At 52.7% G+C, this 21,789-nt stretch carries 25 protein-coding genes and 2 pseudogenes; 11 read left to right on the top strand and 16 right to left on the bottom strand.

Going from position 1 to position 21,789, the window contains the following annotated elements; translation table 11 throughout:
• Positions 1-202 (top strand): sodium-dependent bicarbonate transport family permease (locus AC2FNV_RS18430; RefSeq protein ID WP_496774087.1); only part of this gene is annotated, 202 nt, incomplete at its 5' end.
• 11 nt (positions 203-213) lie between these two features.
• Here the strand turns inward: AC2FNV_RS18430 and AC2FNV_RS18425 are convergent.
• From AC2FNV_RS18425 to AC2FNV_RS18405, 5 genes are read right to left on the bottom strand one after another with little or no spacing between them, the layout of a single operon-like run.
• The gene (locus AC2FNV_RS18425) at positions 214-924 is read right to left on the bottom strand and encodes an SDR family NAD(P)-dependent oxidoreductase (protein WP_496774085.1); all 711 of its coding nucleotides are present in this window, start codon (positions 922-924) and stop codon (positions 214-216) included.
• A gap of 52 nt (positions 925-976) precedes the next feature.
• The gene (locus tag AC2FNV_RS18420) at positions 977-1,879 is read right to left on the bottom strand and encodes an OmpA family protein (protein ID WP_170603019.1); all 903 of its coding nucleotides are present in this window, start codon (positions 1,877-1,879) and stop codon (positions 977-979) included.
• Positions 1,876-2,448: a peroxidase-related enzyme gene (locus AC2FNV_RS18415; RefSeq protein WP_170603017.1), complete on the bottom strand. Its 573-nt coding sequence runs from the start codon at positions 2,446-2,448 to the stop codon at positions 1,876-1,878. The genes AC2FNV_RS18420 and AC2FNV_RS18415 overlap by 4 nt, the downstream gene beginning before the upstream one ends.
• A 6-nt stretch (positions 2,449-2,454) precedes the next feature.
• Positions 2,455-3,168, bottom strand: a complete 714-nt coding sequence (locus tag AC2FNV_RS18410) for a GNAT family N-acetyltransferase (protein WP_170603015.1) — start codon at positions 3,166-3,168, stop codon at positions 2,455-2,457.
• On the bottom strand, positions 3,165-3,887 hold the full coding sequence (locus tag AC2FNV_RS18405; RefSeq protein WP_170603013.1) for a competence/damage-inducible protein A: 723 nt from the start codon (positions 3,885-3,887) through the stop codon (positions 3,165-3,167). Before AC2FNV_RS18405 ends, AC2FNV_RS18410 begins: the two co-directional genes overlap by 4 nt.
• Before the next feature lie 50 nt (positions 3,888-3,937).
• Between AC2FNV_RS18405 and sfsA the strand changes: the two genes are divergently transcribed.
• Both sfsA and map read left to right on the top strand, forming a co-directional pair.
• On the top strand, positions 3,938-4,666 hold the full coding sequence (sfsA, locus tag AC2FNV_RS18400) for a DNA/RNA nuclease SfsA (RefSeq protein WP_170603012.1): 729 nt from the start codon (positions 3,938-3,940) through the stop codon (positions 4,664-4,666).
• A 167-nt stretch (positions 4,667-4,833) separates the two neighbouring features.
• Positions 4,834-5,646 carry a type I methionyl aminopeptidase gene (gene map, locus AC2FNV_RS18395; protein ID WP_170603010.1) on the top strand — a complete coding sequence of 271 codons (813 nt, stop codon included), beginning with the start codon at positions 4,834-4,836 and terminating at the stop codon, positions 5,644-5,646.
• Here map and AC2FNV_RS18390 read toward each other — a convergent pair.
• From AC2FNV_RS18390 to AC2FNV_RS18375, 4 genes are all read right to left on the bottom strand, one after another.
• Positions 5,634-5,801, bottom strand: coding sequence for a hypothetical protein (locus AC2FNV_RS18390; protein ID WP_254442518.1), 168 nt, complete (start codon positions 5,799-5,801; stop codon positions 5,634-5,636). The genes map and AC2FNV_RS18390 overlap by 13 nt on opposite strands.
• Positions 5,802-5,837: 36 nt before the next feature.
• Positions 5,838-6,473 carry an HAD family hydrolase gene (locus tag AC2FNV_RS18385; RefSeq protein ID WP_170479525.1) on the bottom strand — a complete coding sequence of 212 codons (636 nt, stop codon included), beginning with the start codon at positions 6,471-6,473 and terminating at the stop codon, positions 5,838-5,840.
• An 88-nt stretch (positions 6,474-6,561) separates the two neighbouring features.
• The gene (gene rsmD, locus AC2FNV_RS18380) at positions 6,562-7,122 is read right to left on the bottom strand and encodes a 16S rRNA (guanine(966)-N(2))-methyltransferase RsmD (protein ID WP_170603006.1); all 561 of its coding nucleotides are present in this window, start codon (positions 7,120-7,122) and stop codon (positions 6,562-6,564) included.
• Entirely contained in the window at positions 7,119-8,330 is a 1,212-nt protein-coding gene (locus AC2FNV_RS18375) for an NAD(P)/FAD-dependent oxidoreductase (protein WP_170603004.1), read from the bottom strand. The genes rsmD and AC2FNV_RS18375 overlap by 4 nt, the downstream gene beginning before the upstream one ends.
• Positions 8,331-8,429: 99 nt before the next feature.
• On the opposite strand from AC2FNV_RS18375, the gene AC2FNV_RS18370 reads away from it, so the two are divergent.
• The 4 genes from AC2FNV_RS18370 to AC2FNV_RS18355 all read left to right on the top strand — a co-directional run bounded on the left by AC2FNV_RS18370 (position 8,430) and on the right by AC2FNV_RS18355 (position 9,950).
• Entirely contained in the window at positions 8,430-8,915 is a 486-nt protein-coding gene (locus tag AC2FNV_RS18370) for a peroxiredoxin (RefSeq protein WP_170603002.1), read from the top strand.
• Between the two features lie 103 nt (positions 8,916-9,018).
• Entirely contained in the window at positions 9,019-9,264 is a 246-nt protein-coding gene (locus AC2FNV_RS18365) for a YMGG-like glycine zipper-containing protein (RefSeq protein WP_170603000.1), read from the top strand.
• Positions 9,265-9,275: 11 nt separating this feature from the next.
• A complete protein-coding gene (locus tag AC2FNV_RS18360) occupies positions 9,276-9,623 on the top strand; it encodes an EF-hand domain-containing protein (protein ID WP_170602998.1) in 348 nt (115 codons plus the stop codon).
• A gap of 15 nt (positions 9,624-9,638) precedes the next feature.
• A complete protein-coding gene (locus tag AC2FNV_RS18355; protein WP_170479536.1) occupies positions 9,639-9,950 on the top strand; it encodes a hypothetical protein in 312 nt (103 codons plus the stop codon).
• On the opposite strand, the gene AC2FNV_RS18350 is transcribed toward AC2FNV_RS18355, so the two are convergent.
• The 4 genes from AC2FNV_RS18350 to AC2FNV_RS18335 are packed head-to-tail and all read right to left on the bottom strand — an operon-like array spanning position 9,947 to position 12,679.
• The gene (locus AC2FNV_RS18350) at positions 9,947-10,240 is read right to left on the bottom strand and encodes a 4a-hydroxytetrahydrobiopterin dehydratase (RefSeq protein ID WP_170479538.1); all 294 of its coding nucleotides are present in this window, start codon (positions 10,238-10,240) and stop codon (positions 9,947-9,949) included. The genes AC2FNV_RS18355 and AC2FNV_RS18350 overlap by 4 nt on opposite strands.
• Positions 10,237-11,424, bottom strand: a complete 1,188-nt coding sequence (locus AC2FNV_RS18345; protein ID WP_170602996.1) for a GNAT family N-acetyltransferase — start codon at positions 11,422-11,424, stop codon at positions 10,237-10,239. The genes AC2FNV_RS18350 and AC2FNV_RS18345 overlap by 4 nt, the downstream gene beginning before the upstream one ends.
• Positions 11,425-11,468: 44 nt before the next feature.
• A complete protein-coding gene (locus AC2FNV_RS18340; protein ID WP_496774078.1) occupies positions 11,469-12,227 on the bottom strand; it encodes a glycerophosphodiester phosphodiesterase family protein in 759 nt (252 codons plus the stop codon).
• Positions 12,224-12,679 (bottom strand): RidA family protein, encoded by a 456-nt coding sequence (locus tag AC2FNV_RS18335; RefSeq protein WP_170602994.1) that lies wholly within the window; start codon positions 12,677-12,679, stop codon positions 12,224-12,226. Before AC2FNV_RS18335 ends, AC2FNV_RS18340 begins: the two co-directional genes overlap by 4 nt.
• A 294-nt stretch (positions 12,680-12,973) precedes the next feature.
• Here AC2FNV_RS18335 and AC2FNV_RS18330 point away from each other — a divergent pair, with 294 nt between their 5' ends.
• Entirely contained in the window at positions 12,974-13,789 is an 816-nt protein-coding gene (locus AC2FNV_RS18330; RefSeq protein WP_170479545.1) for an MlaA family lipoprotein, read from the top strand.
• Positions 13,779-14,387, top strand: coding sequence for an MlaC/ttg2D family ABC transporter substrate-binding protein (locus AC2FNV_RS18325; protein WP_170479547.1), 609 nt, complete (start codon positions 13,779-13,781; stop codon positions 14,385-14,387). Before AC2FNV_RS18330 ends, AC2FNV_RS18325 begins: the two co-directional genes overlap by 11 nt.
• Before the next feature lie 215 nt (positions 14,388-14,602).
• On the opposite strand, the pseudogene AC2FNV_RS18320 reads toward AC2FNV_RS18325, so the two are convergent.
• Positions 14,603-14,740 (bottom strand): annotated as a pseudogene (locus AC2FNV_RS18320) (flagellar type III secretion system pore protein FliP); the annotation flags it as partial.
• Between AC2FNV_RS18320 and motA the strand changes: the two are divergent.
• Both motA and AC2FNV_RS18310 read left to right on the top strand, forming a co-directional pair.
• Positions 14,733-15,473, top strand: a pseudogene (gene motA / locus AC2FNV_RS18315) (flagellar motor stator protein MotA); the annotation flags it as partial. The pseudogenes AC2FNV_RS18320 and motA overlap by 8 nt on opposite strands.
• Positions 15,470-17,617, top strand: a complete 2,148-nt coding sequence (locus AC2FNV_RS18310; protein ID WP_496774075.1) for a hypothetical protein — start codon at positions 15,470-15,472, stop codon at positions 17,615-17,617. The pseudogene motA and the gene AC2FNV_RS18310, both read left to right, overlap by 4 nt.
• A gap of 90 nt (positions 17,618-17,707) precedes the next feature.
• Here AC2FNV_RS18310 and AC2FNV_RS18305 read toward each other — a convergent pair whose 3' ends face one another.
• Both AC2FNV_RS18305 and AC2FNV_RS18300 read right to left on the bottom strand, forming a co-directional pair.
• Positions 17,708-19,054 (bottom strand): MmgE/PrpD family protein, encoded by a 1,347-nt coding sequence (locus tag AC2FNV_RS18305; RefSeq protein ID WP_170602990.1) that lies wholly within the window; start codon positions 19,052-19,054, stop codon positions 17,708-17,710.
• Positions 19,051-21,495, bottom strand: a complete 2,445-nt coding sequence (locus AC2FNV_RS18300; RefSeq protein WP_170602988.1) for a GcvT family protein — start codon at positions 21,493-21,495, stop codon at positions 19,051-19,053. Before AC2FNV_RS18300 ends, AC2FNV_RS18305 begins: the two co-directional genes overlap by 4 nt.
• Between the last annotated feature and the right edge of the window lie 294 nt (positions 21,496-21,789).

Here is a 21,789-nt window from a genome sequence, read left to right as displayed (position 1 = left end):
CGCGTTGATCGGATTGCCTCAAGGAAGTCTGTTTCTTTTCATGGTTCTCTCTGCATCAGCATCCTATATAGCGGTGCCCGCAGCCATGAAGATTGCCTTGCCCAAGGCAGAGGCAGGAATTTATTTGACCCTCTCTTTGGGTGTTTCTTTCCCCTTCAATATAACGATCGGATTGCCGCTGTACCTATGGTGGGTAACCTAGCAGGTCATCCGTCAAAAGGTTTCGACCCAGAGCCTGATCGTAACCTCATTGCTCCATGCTGAACGGTGTTGTCGGACCAGGTTCATATATTCCTGCGCAATAGCGTCTGGATGCAATATACTGCCTTGATCGTCGCTATTCCCATGGACGTCCGGATTTCGAATGGTTCCATCAACATTGACCCAAGCGACATGTATTCCTTTGGGGTGCAATTCTCTGGCCATGGATTGCGCCAAGCCACGTTGAGCAAATTTTCCCATCGCGAAAGGAGCTGAAAGAGGATACCCCTTCACCCCAGCGGAAGCACCAGTGAACAGGATCGTCCCGCGTCTGTCATCCTGCGCTTCTTGCATCAGCATACGCCGCGCGGCCGCTTGCCCCATTAAGAAAGCGCCATACGCCGTCACTTCGACAGATTTTCGCACGTCTTCCGGGTCAAAATCCGTGATAGGCCCACGAACACGGGCCGATGGGTTGTAACAGGCTATTCGCAAAGTCCCAGGCAGATCAGCAATCAATGAAGCCATGCCAGCTGCATCAGTTCCATCCAAGCTGTGCAACTCCGCTCCGGTTTCCGCAGAAAGATCTTTTAGGTCTGAGACATCGCGCGCCGTCAGATGCAAACTGTACCCCGCTTTTGACAATGCGCGTGCGAACGATGCGGATAGCCCGGCTCCTGCACCCACGATCAAGGCCTGAGATTGCTCGTTCATGTTCGACATGTTTTCTTCCTAAGGCTGAAATTAGGTTCTTTCATCTCGCTATACGGGCAATTCAGTTGACCAGCAATACTGCTTCAACTCTCCGGTTTGTATACCGCCCTTCGGACGTAGAATTCGATGTTATAGGTGAAAGGTATCCAACGCCTTCGGCCTGAATACGGTCTGCCGCGACACCATGTGTTTCTATTAATCGGTTTCTTACCGCCTGCGCCCGTTTGGTGCTGACAGCTACGTTTGCCTGAAGATCACCTGTATCGTCCGTGTGCCCAACCAAAGCCAGCTTAACTCTGGGATTTTCATTCAAAAACGCTGCAAGCAGACGCAAGGAAGAAAAAGGAGCATCGCCCAGCGCAACCTCGCCCGTTGAAAAATGCAGATCGTCAAGGATTACGTGCCCGTCGCGCTGCAGAACCTGTAATAACCCAAGCGTTCCATCCACGGCTTCTTCGATCACAAGCGGCGGCGGGCTAGAGGCCTCGACCGGCGCGACGCGAATTAGCTGAACGAACCCATCCGGAGGATTTCGGCTAACCAACAAGCTCAGTACGTCGCTTCCACGGGTAGCGGATAGAAATCGGAAATCATGGATGGCAACGTACATGTCTGGTGTGGGCACCACCTCGGTGCCAAACCGAAAATCAAATCCACCACAATTGCGAGAGTCACACTCGAAAATAATATCATATCCCTGCGCCGCCAGTTGGTCGCGCAGAGGGGCCAATATTTGCAGCGTTGTGCTAGAGCCTGATTGCACCCTCCATGTCGTCCGCTCGACCCGCCCTTCCACTGTGCGCGCAGGCACTTTTCCATTGGCGAAAGCCCCGGTAGGAAGGTCGTAGCTGTCCAAAGGACTGATCCTTTCGCTGATCTGACGAGCGGAAGCCGGCATCGCCAGATCCTGCGCATTGGCATTTGTGGCCAAAAGGATTGCAAGGAAACTCAGTACTCGGATCATCGATGTTGCGCGTGGTACTCAGGGTTCGGGGTCATACCCGTTGCGCTTGCCACGCGATTGGTCATATTAAAAAAGCCTGCAACATTTGCAATGTCCCAAATATCTCGGTCGGTAAAGCCCGAGTCGCGTAAATTCTGGCGATCACCTTCTTCGATTTCGGCGCTGCTCATTGTCATTTTTGCGGCGAAATCAAGCATGGCACGCTGCCGATCATCCAATACAGCCACCCGGTAATTCATAATCAACATTTCGCCCAACTGTGGGTCGCCCGAGAGCTGTCGCACCGCCGCACCATGAGCAACTAGACAGTAGAAACACTTATTTATCGACGAAACGACCACCGCAATCATTTCACGCTCCAATTTCGACAATCCGCTGTCAGCCAACATCAGGTCGTTGTACATTGCAATGAACGCATTGAGCTTTTCGATGTCGAACGCGTAAGCCTTAAGCACATTCGGCACCATACCCAGTTTTTCAATACAGATATCAAAATATTTCTGAGTCTCCGGCGGCAGCGGATCGACCATCGGCAAGTTCAGCGCGGTGGCTTTGGTGAGTTCAGTCACGACAGATCAGTCTCCTTTGACGCGGTAATGATACTCTCCCACGATTTGCATTCCGAGGGATTGATAGAGACTATTGGCCCCTAAATTGCTTTTTGTGCAAATCACGCTGAGAGTATCGGCTTTGTTGTCCGATGCCCAAAACGCAGCGGCGCGCATGGCCCATTGCCCCAAACCTTGACGCCGATGTTGTGGCAGGATTTCAAGCGCGTGAACCATGGCGATACGTTCGTGAACAGCGACAAAACCGGTTCCCGCGGGTTGATCACTCTGGCGCATCAACAAACCTGTCTTTGGGCCTGACACCCGATCCATCACGGCCAACCTCTCCGGGCCAATTCCGCATTGGGCCCAAATCTCACGCATTATCGCCAGCGGTTCCCAAATCGAAAACACTGTAACGCGGGGAACCGGGGAATCCATCAAATTGTTGATTTTGCATGAATAAATATTGACAGGATCAAGAACGCCGTAACCGCGCTGTTCTAATCTCGCATCCAGCATTTCGTCGCCGGGATGCAAGCAAAAAATAAGCTTCTGCCCCATCGCTAACATCGCATTTTCAGCAGCGTCAATGCTACCTGCCTCAACCTCGCCAACAAGGTTAGCTGCAGACACCCTGGAACCGCCTCCGCGACCTTCGCGCAATTTAAAGGGACCGACCTTCATGTAGCTTGCCGCGGGCCAAGTGCCATCTACAACGTCAGGCCAGTTAGCGCTCAAAGTTCCAGTTCCTTGGCGAGCCGAGTAATTGCAGCATCGATGCGCCCACCTTCGGTGCCGCGCACGACGACGTTTGCGCCAAAAACGCCGTTGCGTTGAAATGGATAACACCCGATGGACAGGTCGCTAAAATCCTCTGCCAGCAATGACAGATTTGCGGCAATATCGCCTTCTCCACGCTCAACACGAAGAGTTTGGGACAGCAAAGGTGCCCCCCCTGTCAAAGTGGGTAGCACGCTGGCGACCATCGCTTGAAAAACCGCCGGTATCCCCGCCATCACATGCACGTTACCCAAGCTGAACCCTGGCGCAGTTGAAACCGGGTTGTCGATCAGTTTTGCGCCGTCAGGAATGCGCGCCATACGCAATCTCGCTGCGTTCAATTCCAACCCGGAATTTTCGTAGTGCGACCGCAGCAAGGCGCGAGCGTCATCGCGAATACCAATATCCGCACCCAAAGCGCGAGCAATACAATCAGCAGTAATGTCGTCATGGGTGGGTCCGATTCCACCGCTGGTAAAAACGTTGTCATATACATTGGAAAGGGCCAGAACCGCAGCTTCGATTGCTGGCGCATCATCGCTAACGATCCGAACCTCTTTCAAGTCGATACCCAGCTTGGTTAACTCGCCGGCCAGATAATGCATATTTGCATCACGGGTGCGGCCAGAAAGAATCTCATCCCCGATGACCAACATCGCTGCGGTTGGATTGGCCATTTCGCGCTCTCCCCTTGATCGGACGCTTGCGCAGATATAGGCCTTCGAGCATGCAATTTGAAACCCCCCTTGTTCCCGCCCGCCTGATCCGCCGATACAAACGCTTTTTAGCCGATTGCAGGCTTGAAAACGGGCGCGAAGTTACAGCTCATTGCGCAAATCCCGGTTCGATGATGGGCCTAGCCAATCCCGGTGAAAAAATTTGGCTAGAACCGAACAGTGATTCAAAGAAAAAGCTGAAATACGGTTGGCGACTGGTCGATCATGAAAACGGCGACTTTACCGGGGTCGACACATCTGTACCAAACAAGGCCTTGCGAGCGGCGTTGGAAGCAAAAGAAATATCTGAACTCGCCAACTACGAAACTGTTCGACCCGAAGTCAGGTATGGCGAAAACAGCCGTATCGACTTTCTGCTAAGTGGGCCGGGCCTGCCCGATGCTTATGTCGAAGTCAAAAGCGTAACTCTTTCGCGCCAAACTGGTCTGGCTGAGTTCCCCGATAGCGTTACTGCAAGAGGCACAAAACATTTGGAGGAGCTGGCCGCCATCACAGCCAAAGGTTACCGCGCCATTATGCTTTACCTGGTGCAGCGCACCGATTGCGATCGCTTTACGTTGGCGGCGGATATTGACCCGGCTTATGCCGCTGCGTTCGGAGCCGCGCGGCAAAAAGGCGTAGAGCGGCTGATATACGGAACGCGGATTTCGCCCAAAGGGATATGGGTGACATCAGCGGATATCCAGATGGTTGGTATCGGAAACGAACCCCATGGGTAACAGCGAAGAATCAGCTGGGCTGCGCGCATTTGATCCATTCCAAGTCCTGTTTTTCTATCTATAAAGCCCTATCTCATACATCGGAATTCATACTCCACACCCTCTGGAACTTTCTGCACAAGCAGCGTAGAAGGAATGCTGCGCAAAACATTTGGAGCATACCGTCGATGAAAGAGCATCGTGGCCGCCTGACCAAGGATGGTATTCGCATTTACGAACCGGTCGATTTTGCCGGAATGCACGCGGCTGGCGCTCTGGCGGCGCGTATACTTGATGAAATCGCCGACCATGTTTTTGTGGGCCAAACCACCGGCGAAATCGACCGCCTGATTACAAAAATGGTCGAGGACGCCGGAGCGGAATCGGCGACTATTGGATACAAAGGCTATCAGCACGCAAGTTGTATCAGTGTGAACCACGTAGTCTGTCATGGTATTCCCGGCGACAAAAAGCTAAAAGACGGCGATATCCTAAACATCGACGTCACAGTTATAGTGGACGGCTGGTATGGCGACACATCCCGAATGTATGTGGCGGGTAAGTTGCCGCGCAAAGCGGAACGCTTGATTCAAGTGACTCATGATGCGCTATTCAAGGGGATCGAGACTGTAAAACCTGGCAAAACCTTTGGCGACATTGGCCATGCGATCCAAGCCTATGTAGAAGCACATCGAATGAGCGTCGTTCGCGATTTCTGTGGGCACGGTCTGGGTCGGGTATTTCACGCACCGCCGAATGTTTTGCACTATGGACGCCCCGGCACAGGTGCAGTTCTGGAAGAGGGTATGTTTTTTACGATCGAGCCGATGGTCAATCTGGGCCGTCCCGAAACGAAAACCCTATCCGACGACTGGACGGCTGTCACCCGAGACAAATCGCTGTCAGCTCAGTTTGAACATTCCGTGGGCGTTACGGCGGATGGGGTCGAAATATTTACCCTGTCACCCGGCGATAAGTTTCATCCGACTTATTCATCTTGATCGGCGGCCTGATCTCTCAGGAGTTTCAACAACAGCGTTTCGTTGCCCCACGGCGTGACAGCATCGTGGATCAACAAAGGTGCGCGCGCTGGTTTTGTCTTGGGCCCTGTTGTGACCTCTGCGTCATTTGCAAGCGTCCATATGGGTGGGGTCAAAGAACGTTCCATGACCCAAAGCTTAGCACGGCTGGATTAGATTCCCAAAAGCGTTGGCACGTCGGTCATATCAACAAACACCTCAGCCCCTAATTCGGCCAGTCGTTCCCCATCGCCAGAAGGGACGTAGGCCAGACATCGCATATCGGCGCGCTTTGCTGCTGTTACTCCGCTAGCGCTGTCTTCGATGACCACGGGGTTGGATGCACCAAATCGTTCCGCAGCTGTCTGAAACATTTCTGGGTCGGGTTTTGCAGTTCCCAAAACGTGAGCAGAAAACATCACCTCGCTGAACCGCTCCCACATACCGTTTTGGCCTAGCGTAATCTTCATCTTGTCTGGGCTACCATTTGACGCAACGCAAAATGGAATACCGTTTTCATCAAGCGTTTCAAGAAGGTCTGGAATGCCAGGCATCAGTGAAACGCCACCGCGAAGACCGTCGTATATTTCCGCATAAACCTGGTCGACCCAATCATCAGGCAGGTCTGCACCCAGCTCACGTGCTTTGACGTGGACCCCAGCCATCGTACCGCCAAGGAAAAGGGCCAAGCTGTCTTCGATCGTAAGATCCAGACCGTGCCGGGAAAGGTTTTTAACCAGCACTTGATTAGACAAGGGTTCGCTATCGACCAGAACACCGTCGCAGTCGAAGATAACTAGGTCGTGCATCAAAAACTCCGTGAATTGGGCATTGACCCTTAAGCTGGGCGCCGTTCAACTTCAATCTGCCCATCCGCGGCGGACGGCACAACCTGGTTCAGTCCAAAACATCGCGCCACATCAACGCGATATGGGTATCGCCGTATTTTCGGGTGTCATACAATTTGAATCCCTGCGGCGCTGTCATAGGGGCTCCTTCTTCCCAAACCAGCAACGCGTCGTTTGCAATCCAGCCACCGGGAACAGCTGCGTTGATGGCCTTTTGGCCCAAGGCTTTTCCGTAGGGTGGGTCGAGGAAAATCAAGTCATAAGCGGCACTTGCGTTTTCGCCCAGCCGAGTAGCATCTCGGCGGATCAGATCGGTGCGATCATGACTGTTGGTCAGGTCTATATTCTTACGAATAATACCCTGTGCTACCCGCCCATCTTCGACGAACGTGACATGGGCTGCCCCGCGAGACAGCGCTTCTAGGCCCAATGCCCCCGTGCCCGCAAACATATCCAAAACCCGCAACCCATCAAAATCGATTTGATGAGACAGCACGTTAAAAAGGCTTTCACGCACTCTGTCTGTCGTCGGACGCAAATGCGCCCCCGCGTCGCCCTTTCCGACCGAGGCCAAGGCGCGACCCCGGAATTCTCCGGCGATGATCCTCACGCTTTAAGCAGCGGTTTCAAATCCGCGTCGGGATCAGACACAATGGCCGCATCTGCCGTTTTTCCTGCCTCGATCAAACGCTTGCCGACCATATAGGCCCGGGGATCATTCATGGCGTCAACTGCAATCAGTTGGTCGCCCTTGTAGTACCAAAAGGACACGGTTTGCCCGTCGCCCTTGCGTGTTATCACACGATCATATCCAGAATTGAGACCTGCAATTTGCAACTTAACGTCATATTGATCCGACCAAAACCAAGGCGTCGCCATGTACTCTATGGCAGCGCCAAGCATATTTTGCGCAACAACCTCAGCCTGGTCTATTGCGTTGGGTACGCTTTCCAGCCGGATCCGCTGACCCTTGTAGGGGAATGACGCACAATCGCCCGCCGCCCAGATCGAAGAGTCTGAAGTTCGCCCATAGGCGTCTGTTTTAATACCATTTTCCAGATCAAGACCTGCCATTTCAGCTAACTGGATCGAAGGTTGAATGCCCACACCGACAACAACAAAGTCGATCTGAAGTTCCGCCCCATCCGTCAAAACCGCGCCAGTAACCCTGCCGTTTTCGCCAACCAGCCTGTCCAACCCGACACCTTCGCGGATGTCCGCTCCGTATTCGGTATGCAATTTACGGAAATAGTCGCTTGTCTCTGATGCGGCGACCCGCTGCAGAATTCGGTCAGCCATTTCGACTAGTGTCACTTTTACCCCACGTTTTGCACATACGGCTGCTGCTTCAAGCCCGATGTACCCTCCGCCCACAATAAGCGCTCGGGCGCCTTCCTTTACCCAAGGAGCCATTTCGTCAACGTGGGTTAAATCGCGTACAACGTAAACTCCCTTAAGATCACCGCCAATCGAAGCTGGCAAACGGCGCGGGTCGGATCCAGTGGTCAGTGCCAATTGGTCGTATGGGATCACCTCATTGCCCAAAGTAACAGTTTTTGCCTCTGGATCTATTTCAGCAACACGCTCACCCAATCTCAGTGTGATATCGTTCTCCGAGTAAAAACTTTCAGGCCGCAAAAACAGGCGCTCTAGTTCCATTTCACCCAATAGATACGCCTTGGACAACGGAGGGCGCTGATAAGGCAAATGCGGTTCAGCCCCGATCAGCGTGATATCGCCTTCAAACCCGTCTTTGCGCAGCCGCGCAACAAGGGACGATCCCGCCTGTCCGGCGCCAATCACGACAATATGGCTCATGTTCCTCTCACCCTGTCGAATTCACGTGGTCACTTTCACCTGCTCACCTATATTGCGGCATAGCCCGACTCTGCAAATTCAATCGACAGGAGCATTAAAATGATTTCAACCGGCAATGTGCTGCCCGAAGCGACACTTATCCAAATGGGTTCTGAAGGACCCGAGGAGGTGAGTGTTTCTGACAAAACAAAGGGCCGCAAAGTCGTGATCTTTGCCGTTCCCGGCGCTTTCACCGGCACCTGCACAACCGCTCATGTGCCGAGCTTCATCCGCACCAAAAGTCAGTTTGACGCCAAAGGCGTTGACGAGATTATTTGCCTATCAGTCAACGACCCGTTCGTGATGAATGCTTGGGGCGAATCTACTGGCGCGACCGAAGCAGGTATAACAATGGTATCTGACGCTGGTTCCGAATTCACCAAAGCAATCGGAATGAATTTCGACGCACCCCCCGTCGGTTTGATAGCGCGATCCAAGCGCTACGCGATGCTTGTCAACGACGGGAAAGTCGTGGCTTTAAATCTGGAGGAAAGTCCGGGCACGTGCGAAACTTCTGCAGGTGAGGGGCTTCTCGAAGTCATCTAACATTAGTTGGCCCTGGCTTAGCCAGGGCCAACTGAACATCAATTAACTTGATACAATGCCCCAATCGGCGAATAGTCAATTTTGACATGAGGGGAGTTCATTAATGAATTTGAAACTTGCTTTGATTGCTCTGGTCGCTTCTGCGTTTTTGACAGCATGCGGACCCGCACCAACACCCCAACAGCAAGCCGCGAGACAACATGAGATAGCTTGTCTCAGCGGCACATTGGGAGGCGCACTAATCGGTGGCGCCATCGGTAACCAGTTTGGCGGAGGATCCGGCAAGACGATCCTTACAGCTGCTGGCGCCGCAACGGGCGGAGTTCAAGGCCAAAGATACGCGTGTTGAGGAGACAGAGTATGAAACGTGACACTCTATTGATTGCACTCATGATTTTGGCAAGCGCGGCCAATGCCGATACCGTTGCTGAGCTGAACGAAAGTGAACTCAAGGCCATTGACGCCAACAATGACGGTTTTCTTTCCAAAGATGAATTCAACGCCTTTTCTGACTATGCCTTTCAGGAGATGGATGAGGACAAGAACGGCTCATTGGGGTTGGAAGAGGCGAAACCTTTTCTGGATATCAAGCAATTTCAAAGCGTTGACCGCAACGGCGACAGCTTCATATCCAGAGCGGAATACAAGGCTCAGATGTCCGCTGATTTTGAAGCTGCGGACAAAGACGGAAACGGTCAACTGGACTAGCGCCAGGAGCGCGAAATGAACAAGTGGATCGGATTGGGAATTTTGGGACTGGTTGCCGCCTGCGATGTTCCGCAGGCTCCGGTAACCACCGGACCAGATGGCCAGCAACGTATTCAGATCAACACCAGCGGCCTGACATGCTATGAAACGAGATGCCTGGATATTGATCCCGCGGCACGCACGGTCAGGTCAGTCGGCAACCGGACAACTGGCATTCCCAGCAATATCAACGTTAGCAGCGGCACCGTGACACCTGCGGAGTTCAAGCAATTGGGTGTGACTGCTTCGCTCGCGGGCGGCATGGGATCGCGAGAGAACAGAGACTAAACCAGGCCGTCCATTTTTCGGGCGAGTTTGGCGTCCAACGACGACAGGCCGCCCACGTCGTGGGTCGACAGAACGACTTCCACTGTGCGGTAGACGTTCGACCATTCAGGGTGGTGGTTCCATTTCTCCGCCCATATCGCGACCTGCGTCATCCATCCGAATGCATGGACAAAGTCTTCGAAGATAAAGGTCTTTGTGATGGCATCGCGATCATCCAGCATGGTCCACCCATTCCTGAACAGCGGGTCCAGCAGTGGGCCGCGGGTCTCAGTCGACAATAATTCGGTCATTGCTGTTCCTCCTGGTTCAACTTTCTGAACGGGCCATATTCCGTCAAAATCTCGATTTCCTCTCCTACCGCATGGGCTTCAGCGTCCAGGTATTTCCGGACCGCATCGGCAAAGCCGGGGTCGCCGATCCAGTGCAAACTATGCGTGCGGGTCGGCAGATAGCCGCGCGCCAGTTTATGCTCACCTTGTGCGCCCGCTTCTACCCGGGCCAAACCCTGCGAGATGGCAAAATCGATTGCCCTATAGTAGCACAGTTCGAAATGCAGACATGGGTGATGCTCTATGCAGCCCCAATAACGCCCATACAATGTCTCACGCCCAATGAAATTCAGCGCCCCCGCTATGGGGTATCCATTACGCTCGGCCAACACCAGGGCCATATCATCGGGCATGTTTTCTTGCGCGATATTAAAAAATTGACGCGTCAGATACGGGGCTCCCCATTTTCGCGCCCCGGTGTCTTGGTAAAACCGCCAGAAAGCGTCCCAATGTTCGGGTCTTAGATCAGAGCCAGTGAGAGTATGAATCTGACCTCCAAAATCATTGGCTTGTTTTCTTTCCTTTCGAATGTTCTTTCTTTTGCGAGACGAAAGAGCAGCGAGAAATTCTTCGAAATCGGTAAACTCCTGATTCAACCAGTGAAACTGTTGAGAACTGCGAACCATCAGTCCCATCTGCTCACCTGCCAATGCCTCATCTTCGGTGCAAAACGTCACGTGCAGCGATGAGATCTGGTTTTCGGCCGAAAGTTGAACAGCTCCCTGAACCAGGGCCGACATTCCGATCGTCTCGTATCCGGGTCGCACCAGAAATCGACGTCCCGTCGCAGGCGTGAACGGTACAGCGACCTGGAGTTTTGGGTAGTAACGCCCCCCAGCGTTTTCATAAGCATGGGCCCAGCTGTGATCGAAGATGTATTCGCCCTGACTGTGCGATTTGGCATACATAGGCGCCGCACCAATCAACATGCCATCCAGATAAGCCGTCAGATATTGCGGTTGCCACCCGGTGCCGCGACCGACCGAGCCACTTTCTTCAAGCGCCAGAAGAAAACGATGAGTGGTGAAAGGGTCAAGCGGACGGCCACCATCTGCGGCCTCTGGGCACGCGCACGCATCCCATTCCGCCGCAGAAATCTGCGAAAGTGTTCCAAGAACCTGAACCTCGATCTGCGCCTGATCCATGTGCCCTCCGCGATGATCCTAACCTGTGACTTTTCTTGGCAGGATCAAGCCAGATAGCCCTCGAACGTCACATTATCCGCAACTTTACGCGCCTCTGCCTCTTGAGCAGGCGACCGGACAGTCCAGCACAAGATGGGAACACCGCGCTCCTTTAGTTCCGAAACTCTGGGACGATCCAGATCACTAACTTCATGACTGATAAAACTGGCGCCAACGCGATCGAAGTCCGGAATACCACGCAAGTAGTCACACGTTTCGACAGGCAGAGGCCAGTTGTTTGGATCATAAGAACTGGTAACGATACCTCTAGGTATTTGAGGCGCTAAATGGGCTAATTCTGCGACACTGTTTGGGTTGAATGACATAACCGCCACTGGACCGTCATAGTCATTTAAAACCCGAACCGCATCTTGTTCCAGGGACCCGATCCCAGTTCCCATCCCACCATCCTGATCCTTTAACTCTATCAGAAGAGGAACCTTGCCATCGACCAGATCCAGAACCTGCTCCAGAGAGGGGATACTTTCATTCTCCGAATAGAGGAGCGGAAACGCATTGGCCTGCTCAGCGGTGATCCGCCGGATCGGTCCAGATTGCCCAGTAAGCCGCCTCATGTCGTAATCATGAAACACCATGGCGCGGCCATCGGCCGTTAATTGCAGGTCAATCTCGATCCCATATTCGGCGTCCAGCGCCGCTCGGATCGAAGAGAGACTGTTCTCGGGACGTTTGGCCGATACATCATGCAACGCACGATGCGCGATCGGACGTTGCAAAAACACCTGCGGAAGTGGCGGAGTCATTGGATCTCGAAGATACCTTCTATTTCGACAGCTACGCCCAGCGGCAGCGACGCGGCGCTTACAGCCGAACGAGAATGACGTCCGGCTTCTCCCAAGGCCTCCACAAGAAAATCGGACGCGCCATTTATGACCTGCGGTTGCGCCGTGAAATCAGCGGTCGAGTTCACGAACCCTGTCAGCTTCACAACCCTTACAAGCTTGTCAATGTCACCACCGCATGCCGCTTTGACCTGAGCCAACAGATTGATCGCGCAAACTTTTGCCGCGGCAGCGCCTGCTTCGACATCCATGTTATCACCTAATTTTCCGGTGATTAAATCATCGTCCTTGGAAATCTGCCCAGATACGTAAACCAAGTTGCCAACGCGCACGAAAGGCACGTAGTTAGCCGCTGGTGCAGGAGCGTCCGGAAGGGTTACGCCCAAGCTTTCCAATTTTGCTGCAATGCTCATTTGAAGTTCCTAATGTATGATCGACTCAGGCGGACGCTATCCGGGAACAGCCGCGTCGAAAAGCGCTAAAGCGGCAATTTGAACTTTGCGAACAATCTGAGCAATACTTCTCTCGTTTCTTATGTGTTCATGCTGTGTCACTTTACGATGGCAAGACAAGCGGGTTAAACGCTAGGAGTTTCAAATGCCATGTGAAACGGTTATGTGACAACGAACTGCATCGCTGTAACGCCTATGACAAGTTGATTTAAAGTCCGGCAATTCCGGCCGGGAAATATTGGAGTAACGAGGACTGTGTCCAACCGAGCCTTCTTTAAGCCCCTGATCGTTTTGTGCACACTGACTATTTTGTCAGCATGCGCCTCACAGCCTCAGGACGCAGCGGCGCGTGGCGAAGTTTTTGACCCCTACGAAGGCGCGAACCGGTCAATTCACAAATTCAACCTGGGCGTAGACCGGTTTCTTTTTCGACCGGCATCAAAAGGTTACGTGAAAATTGTTCCTGATCCAATGGTAACGAGCTTTAGTACCTTTGCGGAAAATATTTCCCTGCCCGGTCAGGCCGTCGATTATCTTTTACAAGGCAATCCAAAACAGATGGGCAATGCGCTGCTTCGATTTGTCGTGAATATGACGGTTGGCGGGTTTGGATTGTCTGCCCCCGCGGATGAGCTTAACCTGCCACCAGTGGATACCGACTTTGGTGAAACCCTGCATGTCTGGGGCTTTGGCGAAGGCGCTTATGTGGAGTTACCCTTTTATGGTCCGTCAACCACACGAGATGCCGTGGGAGTAATAATAAATCTGTTTTCCAACCCGATCAATTTCACACCGGTACGGCCTGCTGACAATTTGGGTGTCTATGCCGAGGTCGTACGCCGCATGGGAGACCGAGGTAGATTCTCGGATACGGTAGATTCGATTTTATATGAAAGTGCTGATAGTTACGCTCAGGCGCGGTTGATTTACCTGCAAAATCGACGCTTTGAACTGGCCAGAGACGATGAAGAGGCCTATTTGGGTCTGTATGATGATCCCTATGCCGTAACCGGGACAGACCCTGTCAGGGACCCCTATCTCGACCCCTACGAGGACCCCTATGCAGAATAACATTTTGAACCGTCGAAAATTTTTTGCAACCGCACTGGCCGGGGTGTTGGCGACATCTCTGCCTTTCCCTGCTTTTGCGCTGACCGAAGCAGGTGCCAAGCAACTGGTTAACAGCGTCGTTTCGGATATCACACGAGTAATAGACTCCGGCAAATCCGAAAACGCTATGATACGTGATTTTGAGAAGATCTTTGTGCAGTACGGAGATGTTCCAATCATGGCGCGTTACGCTTTGGGTGCGGACGCGCGCGCTGCTTCTGCATCACAGATGCGCCAGTTCACAAAGGCATTTCAGGGCTATATCTCACGCAAATACGGTCGTCGCTTCCGCGAATTTATTGGAGGGGAAGTGACGGTTCGCAATGCGCGAAAGATCAAGGCCGGGTACGAAGTCAGAACCTCGGTCAAGCTTCGAGGGTCATCGCCATTTGACGTTACTTTTCTGGTTTCGGACAAGTCTGGTCGAGGAAAATTTTATAACATGTTCATCGAAGGCGTGAACTTGCTGCTCACAGAACGGACCGAAATTGGCGCCATGTTGGACGCCCGGGGTGGTGACCTAAATCGTCTGATCAAGGACTTGAATCGAAGCGGTTGAGGTACTGCGCTGGGGTGTATTGAAGCACCGCTAGGACATAACCACTCCACGAATGTATTGGAAATTCATTCGGATTCTGACCTTTAGCATTCGATGAAGAAATGCCCACAGTGACACATTGGCTTTTGGGTTTCGGTCACGAAATAGCTGAGCCAACTGTGTTGCGGAAGATTGCTTATCTTTTTGATCCAGTAATTTCTCCCCCGTAATTGCCTCTATGGAACATAGCTGCGCACCAGGGCACTGGCGATCAGGGACCAGCCGTCGGCAATAACAAAAAAAGCCAACTTGAATGGCAGAGAAACGGTGGCTGGCGGCACCATCATCATACCCATCGACATCAATATAGGCGCGTTCTTAATCAGTAATGACCTGGGCGCCGTCAAACACACTGCCAGAGATATCGGCAAAGTTTTCAAAGGTCCAAAGTGGAAACCCGAAGATTACCATGATCTGCTATGCCTTCTCTTTTCACTGATTCGGATTGCCCGATCGAATCCGGTCGATCTGGAAAGGCACATTGAAAAGCCGGCCAAGTCTTCGTTGTTCTCCGCCTATCCCAAGATTCAATCCGATAAAGAAGCTGTAGATCTAATCTGTGACACGATGCGCTCGGCCTCAATGAATTTCGATGATCCCCACCAAGTCGAAGAAGTGCTCGAAAAGCGGATGGAGGCGAATTTTCACCAAGCGATGCATTCCAGCCGCGCGCTTCATACAGTTGCAGACGCCTTACCCGCGCTTGGCATCGTCGCAGCGGTGTTGGGAGTGATCAAAACGATGGGTTCGATTGACCAGCCTCCGGAGGTTTTGGGAAAACTGATAGGTAGCGCCCTTGTGGGTACGTTTCTGGGCGTTTTCCTAGCCTACGGTTTGGTTGGCCCGTTCGCTGGAAAGTTGAAAGCGGTGGTCGAAGAAGACAACCATTTTTATCAACTGATAAAGGAAGTTCTGGTCGCCAACCTTCATAACCACAATGCCGCCATGTGCATTGAAGTTGGCCGTCAAAATACCCCAACGCACAACCGTCCCCGGTTTTCAGATCTTGAAGATGCGTTGAAAGAAATCAGGCAGGCGGCAGCATGATCAAAGCATTGGTACTGACTTGTATATTGATCACGACCGTTACAGCGGCATCCGCTGAACGTTTAAGGGTTCGTTCAGGCGAACATAAAGATTTTACCCGGCTAGTGGTGCAAATACCTCTCGGAACAGAGTGGAACCTTAGACAATTGCACAATGGCGCCGAACTAAGTGTAGCATTGGATGGGGCTGTATATGAAACAGACACCGTCTTTAACAGGTTGTACGGACATCGGCTGACTTCGGTATCGCAAAAACGGTCCGGGTCCTCTTTGGAACTTGCTTTCGGATGTGATTGTGTCGCGACGGCATTCTTATTCCGCGGGACCATGATTGTTGTGGACATCGCGCCCGGTCAGTTCCTTTCACCCTTGGCGCTCATCCAATCAAAGTTGGCGAAGAGGAGGCCGCTCAAAGCCCAAAAACAAGTCGAGTTACAACCAAAAAAATTCGAAATACCGCTATTGAACCTGAGCCGACAGGACTTGGAAACGCAAATGATGTCGCGCATTTTGCAAGGCGCAGACCGCGAAGTCGTGGATCTGGACCTTTCCGATGTGGGCCCCAGACGGTCGACCGCGATTGACCCTGAAGTTATTGCAAGCGATCTAACCGCAAATTTGCAAGTTACTTCCATCCTTGATGAACTTCGAGGGTTGGGAGGCTTTTTAGAGCCGCCTTTCAATTCAATTCCAGCCTGCATCACTGATGCAGAACTGGATTTCGACGCATGGCATGGTACTCAACAATTTGAGCACCAAGTCGCGTATCTTCGATCTGAATTGTTTGAAGAATTCGACCACATAAACACTGAGCGAGCACTGGAGCTCGCCAAGCTCTATGCGTACCATGGATTTGGCGCTGAAGCCGTTCAGGTTTTGAACCTGCTCCCGGAACAATCGGAAATCACGAGTCGGATTCGAGCGATCGCCCACGCCATGGATGAGCGACCCGCCCTTGAGTCTCACCCGTTTTCGCACCAGCAAAGATGCGATGGAATCACCGCGCTGTGGTCCGTATTGATCGAAAAGAAATTAGATCCCGAAGCCGAGCTTTACGCGATCGAGAAATCCTTCTCGCTCCTTCCGGATCATCTGAGGCGTCAGTTCGGCCCCACGTTGATGGATACATTGGCCAAGGCAGGGAAACTAGAGGAATCAAGACGCGTAATGCGCTCTGTCGAACGACTAGACCTTGAGGATCGCAATGAACTGAACTTGGCGCGGGCAAGTATCGCCGATGCCGGTGGCGAAGACGCACTGGCGGAAACACTGCTATCTGAGGTCGCTGCAACCGCGATGGCAGCTGAAGAATCGGCACTGGCACTGGCTAGGCTTATCGAAAAACGGTGGTCTGATCGAAAACCCGTTTCGCAGCAAAACATTGATCTTGCCGCAGCTTACGCAGTCGAACTTCGCAGGTCAGAATTCGGACCAAAGATGAAACGTGCTCATGCACTTGCCTTGGGTCTGAATCATGACTTCGATAGAGCGTTGTCGTTGATACAATCATCGACCACAGATGACGGCTGGGACGGAACGCAAAGTCAGGTGTTGCAATTACTAGCGGAGCGCGCTGATGACATTACCTATTTGCGTCATGCGCTAAATCTACCGAAGGCAGTCGTGGGCCAATTAAGCACCGAAACGGCCATTGCTCTGTCCAAGCGCCTCGCCAAGTTGGGGTTCGCGCAACAGGCATTTAACCTGGCAAACCGATCCGAAGATAAACTTCGTCGCGTTGATCGGACGCGGTTGAGAGCGCAAGCAGCTCTCCAGAACGGTCGTCCACATCAGGCTCTTCTAGAGTTGGCCGAGGACGATTCTGACGAAGCAAATCGGATAAAGGCCGATGCATACATTAAGATTGAAGAGTTTTCGCAGGCAGCGACTATATTGAGCGAACTGGGCGAAACGGGCGAGGCTGCGAGATACTTGTGGCTGGCGGGGTTGGTAGACGAAGCCAGCATGGAAGCTTCGGGTAGATTTGGCGACCTAGCCCGTCTGGACAAAGCGTTGGGTCGGAAAATTGAGCGCATCCCGGCCAAACCGTTAGCCGATGCAACCGCTCTTTTAGAGCAAAGCGAACAAACGCGCGGATTGATCACAAACATGTTGAGTGCAGCAGGAGTGACATCGAGCCAATGAATTTACCGTGTTTAGCGTTGTTTCGTGCGGAATTGACCAGCGGTGGTGGTTCCGCATTCCAAGACAGATGTCCGACTCGGGTTTTAGTTCTTAAGGACCGTCATACAGGTACTGTTGTAAGTCCGCATAGCGCGCGGTTGGCCGGTTAAGACCCAATATCGCGTTGCAAATGCCTGTAGCGCGCGCTTTTCCTATTGATGGCGCGGCAAATTCCATGAACTTGTCAACGATGTCCTGCTGGCTCATCCTTGCTTCCGGACCACCACGAGCGTGGATATCGCCGGATTTTAGAACCTGACCGTTTGTTGTCTCTATTACTACATCAGCCCAACGCCCTTGTGGGAAACGCTGATTGTGTCTTTCGTGTTCCGTAACGGAGATACGGTTCATAACGTCTGCAACAACCGGATCTTTAAGGCCCGCGCCCGAGATATGCTCTACGCCGATCCGACCATGAACAGCCTGAGTCGCCACAGAAAAAGCCAGTGAATATTGCGCTTGCGACGTAGTGTTTGGGATTCCTGAGAATAAGCAGACCGCCTCGTGGAAACTGTTGATATGGATGGCCGCGATCTGATCGTGATTTAATTCGTGCTGCAACATCAGTATTCTAACGCCGTCGATCGCAGCGTGTGCCCACCGGCAAATTGGGTAGGGTTTTACATACTGGTGTTCAATCTGCCAGAACGAACCCAGGTCCGCCCAAAACGGGGCGGCTTGATCGTCTTCAACCGTCAACGCGGGTGCACCAGTAAAGCCCTGCTCCGCCAAAATTGCCGCCGATAGGCCAACCATCGCTCCCCAACCGGAACCGTCATGCAACATCGTTGGATTGGCAATCTCGCGCATCATCTGGCTTCGCGGACCATGATATTCTGCAATTCCCAAGGCCTGCCGAAGTTGATCCGGAGAATGATGGCGCAAACGTGCCGCCATCGCCGCGACGCCTAGGGCGTTCCATGCACCGGACGTATGGTAGTCCTCGACAGAAGCATGCAATGCCAACCCTGCACGACCCGCAACTTCGTAACCCACGATAACGGAGGCCAGCGCATCTGAACCACTGAGTTCCGGGCAGTGTTCTGCCAACGCGGCCAACGCGGGAATCACAACGACCCCTATATGCCCCTTGGTTGGGTTGTACCCATCATGTGCGTCCAGGTTATCGGTTTGAGTCGCGGCCGCATAAGCCGCCCCGGCAAGGCTGACCCTACGCCCGTCAAAAAGCATTCTTGCTGAGTGAGCCGGCGATGAGCTGGCGTAGAGCATTGTGGCCGTATCGCGGGCAATAATTCCTGCCTGCATCGGACCGGCGCCAATCAATACCCCCATTGTATCAAGCATCATCAGCGCTGCGGATTCTTTTGCACTATCCGGCATTTCATCCGATGTTCTGGACAGTACAAACTTAGCAACTCGGTCGAATGTTCCGATCATTTAACAACCGCTGGTTCGGCGGTCTGGACATCGCGTAGCCGATGACCTTCGGGATCAAAAGGTGGCTCAGAAAGGATTACCGCACTATGCGACTTGCCGAGGATGAAAACTTCGACACGGTCCCCTGGAATCGCAACATTTGGGTCAACATACCCGATGGCAAGCGATGCCCCGACAGAATATCCATACGCCCCAGAAGTTACTCGACCGACGGCCGTGCCGTCAGATGTGAAAATCGGTTCGCCACCAGTTGCATCCGCGATGTCCGCTTGAACAGAAAGGATCGACAGAACTTCGCGAGGCGGTGAGTCTTTGATTGCCAGATAAGCTTCTTTGTTCAAGAATTCTTTGTCCAGTTTGATCAGGCGGTCCAAACCTACTTCTTGGGGCCAATATTCTTGTGAGTATTCTCGACCCCACGAACCGTAACCCTTTTCGATGCGCAGCGACCCAAGTGCGCGTCCACCGACCGGACCGCCGCCAAATTCGCGGGCTGTGTCCAATAACGCTGTGTAGAGCCTGACTTGGTCTGCCTCGGCGCAGTGAAGTTCCCACCCTAGATCGCCCGTAAAGCTGACGCGAATGGCCAGGCAAGGCACACCGGCGACTTCAATCTTCGCCGAACGCATGAAACGGAAGGCATCGTTGGATAAGTCCGCATTGCTAAGGCGTTGAAGTACTGCACGGGATTTAGGCCCAGCAACATTGAAACCAGCGACGCGATCGGTTGCGACCTCAAATGTTGTGTTCGCAGGCAAGTCGACCATGTCGAAAAACCTTTGATGATAGCGTTCAGCCATACCTGACCCGATCATCATGTATTCGTCATCAGCCACCTTGGTGATGGTGAAATCACCCGCAACACCGCCGCGTACGGATATAAGCGGCGTAAGGCAAGACCGCCCAATCTGCGTGGGAACACGGTTCGCGACCAACCTGTCCAGCCATTCATAGGCGCCCTTTCCTTTGATCACATAGTTGGCGAAGTTTGAAATATCGATGACCCCGACATTCTCCCTCAGCATCCGCACTTCGCGACCCACGGGCTCCCACCAGTTTTGGCGAGTAAAACCGTTAGTTTCGATTGTTTCAGGCTCGTCTGCAAACCATAGCGGGTGTTCCCAGCCACAGTTCAAACCGAACACACAACCCATTTTCTTTTGCATCTCGTAAGCAGGTCGAACCCGAGCAGGCCGACCCGCACTCCGTTCCTCATTTGGGAAGTGGATGGCAAAGCGGTGGGTATAAACATCCTCTACCTTAGCTTTTGTGAACTTTTCATCGGCCCAGTCGCCAAAACGCCCAAGGTCCCAGGCGAACATGTCATATTGCGGTTCGCCTTCGATCATCCATTGAGCCGACAAAAGGCCCAGACCGCCTGACTGTGAAAAACCGGGAATGATTCCGGTACAGCAAAAATAGTTCTTTAGCTCAGGCACGGGGCCCCAAATCGCGTTGGAATCGGGCGACCATATCATCGGTCCATTTATCACCCGCTTAACCCCCGCTGTCGCCGCAACAGGCACGCGTTCAGTCGCGCGGATCACGTTTTCCATAATCCGATCCAGGTCGTCAGGGAACAAGTCATGGGCAAAGTCCAACGGAGTGCCGTTTTCGGCCCAGAACCGCATGTCTTTTTCGTAAGCTCCTATCAGCAGCCCATTACCTTCCTGACGAAAGTAATACTCTCCATCTCGATCAGCGATGGACGGCAAACGGCGGCCCAGGCTAGCAACTTCGTCGATTGTTTCAGTCACAAAATACTGATGCTCGGTCGGCTGCAAAGGAAGTTTAATACCGGCCAGAGCCGCAACTTCGCGCCCCCACAAACCGCCAGCATTCACAACCCATTGGGTGTGAACATCACCTTTCCCTGTGCGGACAATCCATGACCCGTCAGGTTGTAGATCAGTCCCTATTACTGGGCAAAACCGCTCAATGGATGCGCCCAGCTGCCTAGCCCCTGCGGCATATGCCATCGTAACACCCGAAGGGTCGACGTTGCCGCCGTCAGGTTCATACATGATACAACGAATGTCATCGAATTGGGCCAGAGGATGCAATTCCAGCGCCTGTTCGCGACTTATTTCATAAAAATTTAGACCGTAAAATCTCGCTTTTGCTTCTTGCAGCCGCAATTGGTATTCGCGGTCTTTGGTCTGCGCAAGATAGAGTGACCCAGGTTGAAAGACCCCGCAGCCTTGCCCTGTCTCTTTCTCCAGCTCTTTGTATAAGTTCATTGTATAGTGCTGGATGCGCGTGATGTTGTTGTTGTCATGCAGTCCATGGATGTTAGCTGCAGCGTGCCAAGTTGAACCGCTGGTCAACTCGTCCCTTTCCAGCAACACGACATCGTTCCAACCAAGCTTGGCGAGGTGGTACAGTATCGAGCACCCGATCAGGCCTCCTCCGATGACGACGGCCTGTGCGTGGGTTTTCATCGTCTCTCTCCAATATGCAAATCAAGTTGCATCAAAGTCAGCCATAGCTTGCCAGCAGCTGATACTCTGTTCCCGACGCAGAATGTCGGGAACGGGTCACAATGCATATGCATTGCCTTTAATGAGCTCGGTATGAGCGAAACACTGCCATTAAACCCTTTCAACACCCTATTGTTATCGACCGAAAGTTGAAAAGTGGCATTGCGGTTCCTTGATGAAAGTAAAGATAGCGCGATAAGCGCTGAGATCGGTCATATGACGGTGGGACAGGCTGGATTTTCGATGGGACGCAGA

It is taken from the genome of Ruegeria sp. BHSA163, assembly GCF_059613365.1.
This window is presented reverse-complemented; position numbering and strand designations above follow the sequence as displayed.